This window comes from Microcystis sp. LE19-10.1B (genome assembly GCF_027530565.1).
GTDB classification, from domain to species: Bacteria; Cyanobacteriota; Cyanobacteriia; order Cyanobacteriales; family Microcystaceae; genus Microcystis; species Microcystis aeruginosa.
On record NZ_JAPZQM010000649.1, the window covers coordinates 1 to 6,894 of the forward strand.

Here is a 6,894-nt window from a genome sequence, read left to right on the forward strand (position 1 = left end):
CCGCCCACACGCCACCCCCGACCCCACACTCGCGACCCGCCACACCCCACCCCCCACACCCCCCACCCCACACCCCACGTCCCTTTAAAGAGGATTTTTTATTATTTGCTCTCCTCTGAGAAATTTTTCACCGTTTCTTCTAGGAAAACTACTGGTTCTTTTTCCCGCTGCTGCGAGCGGATGATATCGATGGTACTTTTCAGCACACTAGCGATGGGAACTGCTATCAATAAACCGAGAATTCCTGCCACTTTGCCACCGATAAAAAGAGATAGAATAATCCAGACGGGATTAAGTCCGATCATACCTCCCATTAACCGAGGGGCGATGACATTATCATTAATTTGACCGACAATAATAGTCAGGGTCAAAACTTTTAACCCTAACCAAAAATCTTGAAACATCAGTAGGGTACTAATGCCAATAATGGTAAAGGCACTGGCAAAAGGAATTAATGTAGTTAGACCGATCGCCACCCCGAATAATAGGGCATAATCAACCTTGAGAATCACAAAAACAAAAATTTGAGCAAGGCTGAGAATTCCTGCCAAAATGGTTTGACCAGCAAAATATGTTTCAAAAGTTTGACGAATAATCGTTCTTAATTTGAGATTCCAGGGAGCAGGAATCCAGCTTAAAATTCCCTCCCAAATTTGTTCGCCATAGAGAACAAGAAAGACGGTGAGAACCAGAACAAATAGAATGTTTAGGATACTGTTGATAGTTCCCAGCACAAAGCTTAGTAATTGAGTGCTAAGAGTTTGTAAAACATTGGTTAGTCGCTCCGATAACTGGGTGATTGATTGCTCGATATAAATCGCATATTTCTGAGTTTTATCCCACTTTTCTAAATTTTGTATCTGTTCGGTTCCCGACTCGATCCACTGGGGCAAACTATTGATTAAACTGCTTAATTGTTCGACAATCTGGGGAATTAAAATTAAACCTAAAACAATCAAAATTAATAGGGCAATTAAAAAGACAATAGCGATCGAACCACTGCGATTAACCCCGCGTCTTTGCAGCAGTTTGATGGGAACATCTAGGACAAAAGCTAGTAAACTAGCAGTGACAAAAATACTAACTAAGGGTTCTAGATAGCTAAATAATTGGAATAATAACCAACCATTGAGAAATAAGAGCGGAAAAACTAGACTTAGCCGCAACCAACGAGGTAGTTGCTTAAAAAGCTCTATCATTAGACCTCTTGTAAAAATCAAAAATTGTTGTTAGGGTTAGGAGTCGGGAGTCAGGAGTTAGTAGTCAGGAGAATTAAGAATGAATAATAATCAATTAAACGGTCTATTTACAGATTTTATGTAATTTAATCCTTGTTTTTGCCTTTTTTGAACCCTCAAAAATTAATTATGCAAGAGGTTCATTAATTTTGTCCTGAGAGAGTATCGAGGTAAAAAGAGACTTTTCTAACCAGAAATCCTCTTTCAATCTAGCATCTCCTCGTTACTTTTCTGGTCCAAGCAACCCTGAAACTCTTATCCTAACTGTATGGAGCTAAGCGGATTCGAACCGCTGACCCCCTCAATGCCATTGAGGTGCTCTACCAACTGAGCTATAACCCCGCGAAGACCATTTTTGAATATAGCTTAAATAGAATCATTTTGTCAAGGGGGGGCGAGAAAAAAATTTGTCACTGCCAAGACGATCGCTCATCCACAAGAGTGAAACAATCGCCCCCATTTAGACAGGAGCCGGAATTTGGGTTAAATAGGTTAAACAGTGACCCATGAGGAAATAAACTACTAACATAGCTGCTGCCGCTGCTGCCACCAAGGTTCCCGCCAGCATCAAGGAAAACTCTTGCTTGTCGAACGCTTGCTGCATCAGATGCAATGACCAAGCCACAAGACCGAGGTCAAAGATGAGAATCGGAACTAACATATTTTAAATTTTGTTAACTTTCATCTATTCTAATACATAATTTTCCCCAGGGATAATCGGACTGAAGTTAAAAACAGGGATTTTTGCCGGTTTCTCGATCGGGGCATTCATCCGACATTTTAGGTAATAAACTGCCCGGGAATTTAAATTGCTTGTTGAGATTAGGCAAGAGGCAACAGTAAGGGGTTAAAATGTGTCTTAGCTTAGGTCTAAACCTTGCTCTTCTTGGGTTGCAGCCTGAAGAAATCCTTTTCCAGGAAAAGCGACTCAATCACCAGATTAAGTTCTGTAAATCTTGCTCTCATTTTCCCTAGCTAACGCACGGGGACTTGGTGATTTTGCAGATAATTTTTGACCTCAGCGATGGTTAATTGACCATAATGGAGCAAAGAAGCCAATAAAGCTGCTTCTGCCCGCCCTTCCGTCAATGCTTCGTAGATATGCTGACAATTACCCGCTCCTCCCGAAGCAATCACAGGAATCTCCACCCTTTCTGCGATCGCTTTTGTCAAGGCCAGATCGTAACCCGCTTGCGTGCCGTCAGCATCCATACTGGTAACTAACAACTCACCCGCCCCGCGTTTTTCCACTTCTTGCGCCCATAATAAAGCATCAATACCCGTATTTTCGCGTCCACCCCGAACATAAACCTCCCAACCGGGGTTATGCCCATCCTTACGTCGTCTAGCATCGATCGCCACCACAATACACTGTTTCCCAAAGCGATCGCTGGCTCGATCGAGCAATTTCGGCTCGCGCACGGCAGCCGAGTTAATGCTGACTTTATCGGCCCCGGCTCTTAACAAATTTTTAATATTTTCTAAGGATTGGATACCGCCACCCACTGTCAGAGGAATAAAAACCTGTTCCGCCGTACGATAGACTACATCAATAATCGTGTCGCGATCTTCATGGGTAGCAGTAATATCAAGAAAAACCAACTCATCGGCCCCTGCCTGATTATACAAGCGGGCTAACTCCACGGGGTCGCCAGCATCCTGAAGATTGACAAAATTAACCCCTTTAACTACCCGACCTTTATTGACATCCAAACAAGGCAAAATCCGCTTCGCTAACATATCCTAGACTCTTGATTGTAACAATGGCCATCAAACGATCGCACAATTCCCCCCCGGCTGCCGAGGAAAATCTGCTCACTCCCAATCCCACTATAGAAGAAACGGAAAAAGCAGCAGCGCAGATTCGTCCGCAATCCCTAGAGGATTATATCGGTCAACAGGACTTAAAGGCTAATCTAAAAGTCACCATCGCCGCGGCCAAAGCTAGACAAGAAGCGATCGATCATTTACTCTTCTACGGACCGCCGGGGTTAGGAAAAACCACCATGGCTTTAATTTTAGCGGCCGAGATGGGAGTAAATTGCCGCATTACCGCCGCCCCCGCTTTAGAGCGTCCCCGGGATATTACCGGCATCCTGATCAATCTTCAACCCCGGGATATTCTTTTTATCGACGAAATTCATCGACTGAATCGGGTGACGGAGGAGTTATTATACCCAGCGATGGAGGATTATCGGCTGGATGTGACGATTGGTAAGGGTCAAGCAGCGAAAATTCGCAGTATTTCTTTACCTCCCTTTACTTTAATCGGTGCTACTACCAAAGTTGGCTCTTTAACTTCCCCTTTACGCGATCGTTTTGGCATGATTCAACGTCTGCGTTTCTATACAGTTGAGGAATTGACGGCAATTATTCTCAGAAGTGCTACTATTTTTAATATTCCCATTACTGAAGCGGGTGCGATCGAAATTGCCCGTCGCAGTCGGGGAACTCCACGCATTGCCAATCGTTTATTAAAACGAGTACGCGACTATGTGCAGGTGAAGGGAGAAACTATGATTAGCCCCCAGTTAGCCGCTGAGGGATTAAATCAATTAAATGTAGATTCTATGGGTTTAGATTGGACCGATCGATTAGTATTAAAGACGATGATCCAACAGTTTCAAGGTAAACCCGTGGGATTGGAAGCGGTAGCGGCAGCCACGGGAGAAGATGCCAAGACGATCGAGGAGGTACACGAGCCTTATTTATTACAAATAGGTTATCTTAATCGTACTCCCCGGGGTCGCGTAGTGACGTCAGCCGCCTACGAACATTTAGGATTACTGGCGAAATTGCCGAAAAATAAGGATCGGAGTTTACCTTTGTTTGAGTTGTAGTTTTCTAGATAGGGCTGGCTGAATAAATCTGAAAACCTTGTTGGATTAAGACTCTTAGACTTTTTTCCCCTCAAAAAGTGCCAGCTATTGCGGGGATCGGGAGGAAAATTCAGGGACTTTTTCCCTGAAAATTAGGTAGTTGACCACCTGAAAATCGATAAAACCCCACACCCTACACCCCACACCCTACACCCCACACCCTACACCCCACACCCTGTCTCTAGAAACAACCTGTTCAGCCAACCCTAATTACCTGGGTTTCAGCTTATCTGTGTCTTTAAATACTTGGTCGACCGCGTCAAATCACACAAGTCTTTATATAAAGGTCGTATCATCATGATCGTAGTAAGTTACATTGTTGACATTGCTTACCGCTTCTCATCTAGACTGTATTGGGATTGGTCAAAGCTAATTGCACAATAGTGATCTTTTATAGTCAATATTTTTTAAGTCTGTTAGCGCCCTATGTCTGTCCTAAATAAAGAAAATCTTAAACTGGAAACTCTTACCCTGTTTCAAAAATACCAAAAAACGGGAGATAATAAGTTACGGGATCAAATTATGGAGTTAAACCTAGGATTAGTCAGAAGGGAAGCTCATCATTGGGTTAATCAATGCCATGAAAATTACGAAGATTTAGTGCAGGTTGGCTCTATGGGACTAATTCGGGCGATCGAGCGTTTTGATAGCAGCAAAGGTCATGCTTTTAGCTCCTTCGCTATTCCCTATATTCGCGGCGAAATTCAACACCATCTGCGCGATAAAAGTTATACAGTTCGTATTCCTCGTCGTTGGTTAGATTTAGGCAGACAAGCGACAAATGTGCGTCGGGATTTCCAGACTATCCACAATCGTCAACCCAATGATACGGAAATCTCCCGCGCTTTAAATATTTCGAGCGAAGAATGGCAAGAGGTAAAACTGGCTTTCCAAAACCGTGAACCCCTCAGTCTCGATGTGACGGTTAATAACGATGAAGATAATAATACTTGTTTAAAAGACCTCGTTCCCGATCCCCGTTATCGCAGCTTTCAACTTTGTCAAGAGGATCGCATTCGTTTACAACAGGCACTGGCTCAATTAGAAGAAAAAACCCGTCATATTCTCGAATTTGTCTTCCTTAAGGATCTTACTCAACGGGAAACCGCCGAACAATTAGGCATTAGTGTCGTTACCGTCTCCCGTCGGGTGAAAAAGGGTTTAGAAATGCTCAAGGAAACCATGATCCAAGAAGCATTTTAGACCAATTATCGGTTTGATACGGCCGCAATAGCAAGTAATTTAAAACCCCAGCTAAATATTCATACTGCTCGATCGAATTATAGTAGTGAGCAGAAATCCTCACAATTAATGATGCTTCTCCCCAAGGAATTATCGGCACTTCAATCTGATATTTTTCCCACAGTTGTCTAGATAAATCTTCTGCTGCCCAAGCATAACTAGGAATCAGAATTGAAGACATTGATCCGATCATTGATTCTGGACAGGGATAATTGACCTCTAAGGCATGACAAAGCAAATTTCTGGCTTTTAAAACCAAATTACGATTCCTCGCCATCAGACCCAGTAAACCATCAATAGAGAGAGAATTTAAAAACTCGATCGCTTTTGGCACTGATAAATAAGCGGTGGGATCATCGGTTCCCATCCAAGCAAATTCTAACTGAAAACGGGAGCGATCTTGTGGAGGGGAATTCGCTCCATGGCTAATAGTTAAAGGTCGAATTATTGCCTGTTTATCCCCGCGCACATAGAGAAAAGCAGCCCCCTTGGGACTACATAACCACTTATGACAATTAGCAGTATAATAGGTGGGATTAATTGCCGCGATATTAAGGGGTAAAAAACCTAAAGCATGAGCGCCATCGATGAGAGTATCAATGCCCAGATTATTTAATTCTTGCACAATTTCTGCGATTGGCCAAATTAAGGCCGTGGGACTGGTGACATGATCTAAAACTACTAATTTTGTCTGGGGAGAAACAGATGCTAAAATTGCTTGACTAATTTCTAAAGGGGACTGTACAGGAAAGGGAATTTTAGCGATAATTACCTTTAAACCCCATCTTTTAGCTATATGTTTAACTGCATTAGCACAAGCATTATAGGTCTGATCGGTGATCAGAATTTCCTCATTTTCCTGAAAAGTTAAGGAATTTAACACCGCATTCACTGCTGTGGTTGCATTGGGAACAAAGACTAAATCATCGCTATTTACTCCCACTAAATCCGCTAATTTTTGCCTAGCAATATCTAATAAACCCTCTAATTCTCTCCCCAAAAATGCTAAAGGTTGTCTTTCCATTCGTTCCCGCAATTGTTGCTGATAATCCAAGACTATTCTAGGGGTTGCACCATAGGAACCATGGTTGAGAAAATAAATATCATCGGGAATTAACCAAGAGTTTTTGGACATATTGAATTAATTTAAAATTATTCAGAACTAGAAAAAATAGCTGAGAAATTACGACGACCACTAATAACTCTAAGAATTTCAATATCTTCTCCTAAGACACGATAAAAAACAATATAGTTTTTTAAGGATAATTCTCTTAAATCCTTAGGGATATAAGCATAGCTTTTACCACTTTGGGGGAATAAAACTAATTGCTGACACTTGCGATTAAATTCTTAAAAAAAAATCTCACCAGCTTCCACATTATTACTAGCAAAGTAAGGTTCTTCGGTTTGTCTTATGCAATGGACGGGGTTATAAAGAATGAAACCTTTATAGAGACAGACATTGCCGCAATTTTTGTCAATTGTTTGCGATCTGGAGCGAACTAATCAATTAAATCTCTTGCCAGATAAGGATT

6 protein-coding genes, 1 tRNA gene and 1 pseudogene are annotated in these 6,894 nt (G+C 42.1%); 2 read left to right on the top strand and 6 right to left on the bottom strand.

Features of this window, described 5'->3' with window-relative positions; all coding sequences use genetic code 11:
- Positions 1-101: 101 nt before the first annotated feature.
- The 4 genes from O9332_RS23330 to hisF all read right to left on the bottom strand — a co-directional run bounded on the left by O9332_RS23330 (position 102) and on the right by hisF (position 2,978).
- Positions 102-1,199, bottom strand: coding sequence for an AI-2E family transporter (locus tag O9332_RS23330; RefSeq protein WP_288027634.1), 1,098 nt, complete (start codon positions 1,197-1,199; stop codon positions 102-104).
- Between the two features lie 308 nt (positions 1,200-1,507).
- Positions 1,508-1,580, bottom strand: a tRNA-Ala gene (locus O9332_RS23335).
- Positions 1,581-1,698: 118 nt separating this feature from the next.
- Entirely contained in the window at positions 1,699-1,899 is a 201-nt protein-coding gene (locus O9332_RS23340; RefSeq protein WP_002796074.1) for a hypothetical protein, read from the bottom strand.
- A 314-nt stretch (positions 1,900-2,213) separates the two neighbouring features.
- On the bottom strand, positions 2,214-2,978 hold the full coding sequence (gene hisF, locus O9332_RS23345) for an imidazole glycerol phosphate synthase subunit HisF (RefSeq protein ID WP_002759674.1): 765 nt from the start codon (positions 2,976-2,978) through the stop codon (positions 2,214-2,216).
- A gap of 23 nt (positions 2,979-3,001) precedes the next feature.
- On the opposite strand from hisF, the gene ruvB reads away from it, so the two are divergent.
- Positions 3,002-4,078 (top strand): Holliday junction branch migration DNA helicase RuvB, encoded by a 1,077-nt coding sequence (gene ruvB / locus O9332_RS23350; RefSeq protein WP_002759675.1) that lies wholly within the window; start codon positions 3,002-3,004, stop codon positions 4,076-4,078.
- Between the two features lie 465 nt (positions 4,079-4,543).
- A complete protein-coding gene (locus O9332_RS23355; RefSeq protein ID WP_002759676.1) occupies positions 4,544-5,320 on the top strand; it encodes an RNA polymerase sigma factor SigF in 777 nt (258 codons plus the stop codon).
- Here the strand turns inward: O9332_RS23355 and O9332_RS23360 are convergent.
- Positions 5,289-6,494 carry an aminotransferase class V-fold PLP-dependent enzyme gene (locus O9332_RS23360; RefSeq protein ID WP_288027636.1) on the bottom strand — a complete coding sequence of 402 codons (1,206 nt, stop codon included), beginning with the start codon at positions 6,492-6,494 and terminating at the stop codon, positions 5,289-5,291. The two genes, O9332_RS23355 and O9332_RS23360, sit on opposite strands and share 32 nt — an antisense overlap.
- Before the next feature lie 17 nt (positions 6,495-6,511).
- Positions 6,512-6,691: pseudogene (locus tag O9332_RS28235) on the bottom strand (type II toxin-antitoxin system RelE/ParE family toxin); the annotation flags it as partial.
- Positions 6,692-6,894: the final 203 nt, after the last annotated feature.

Coding starts and splice junctions, on each gene's coding strand:
- O9332_RS23330 (WP_288027634.1), bottom strand. CDS start 1,199: ATGATAGAGCTTTTTAAGCAACTACCTCGTTGGTTGCGGCTAAGTCTA.
- O9332_RS23340 (WP_002796074.1), bottom strand. CDS start 1,899: ATGTTAGTTCCGATTCTCATCTTTGACCTCGGTCTTGTGGCTTGGTCA.
- hisF (WP_002759674.1), bottom strand. CDS start 2,978: ATGTTAGCGAAGCGGATTTTGCCTTGTTTGGATGTCAATAAAGGTCGG.
- ruvB (WP_002759675.1), top strand. CDS start 3,002: ATGGCCATCAAACGATCGCACAATTCCCCCCCGGCTGCCGAGGAAAAT.
- O9332_RS23355 (WP_002759676.1), top strand. CDS start 4,544: ATGTCTGTCCTAAATAAAGAAAATCTTAAACTGGAAACTCTTACCCTG.
- O9332_RS23360 (WP_288027636.1), bottom strand. CDS start 6,494: ATGTCCAAAAACTCTTGGTTAATTCCCGATGATATTTATTTTCTCAAC.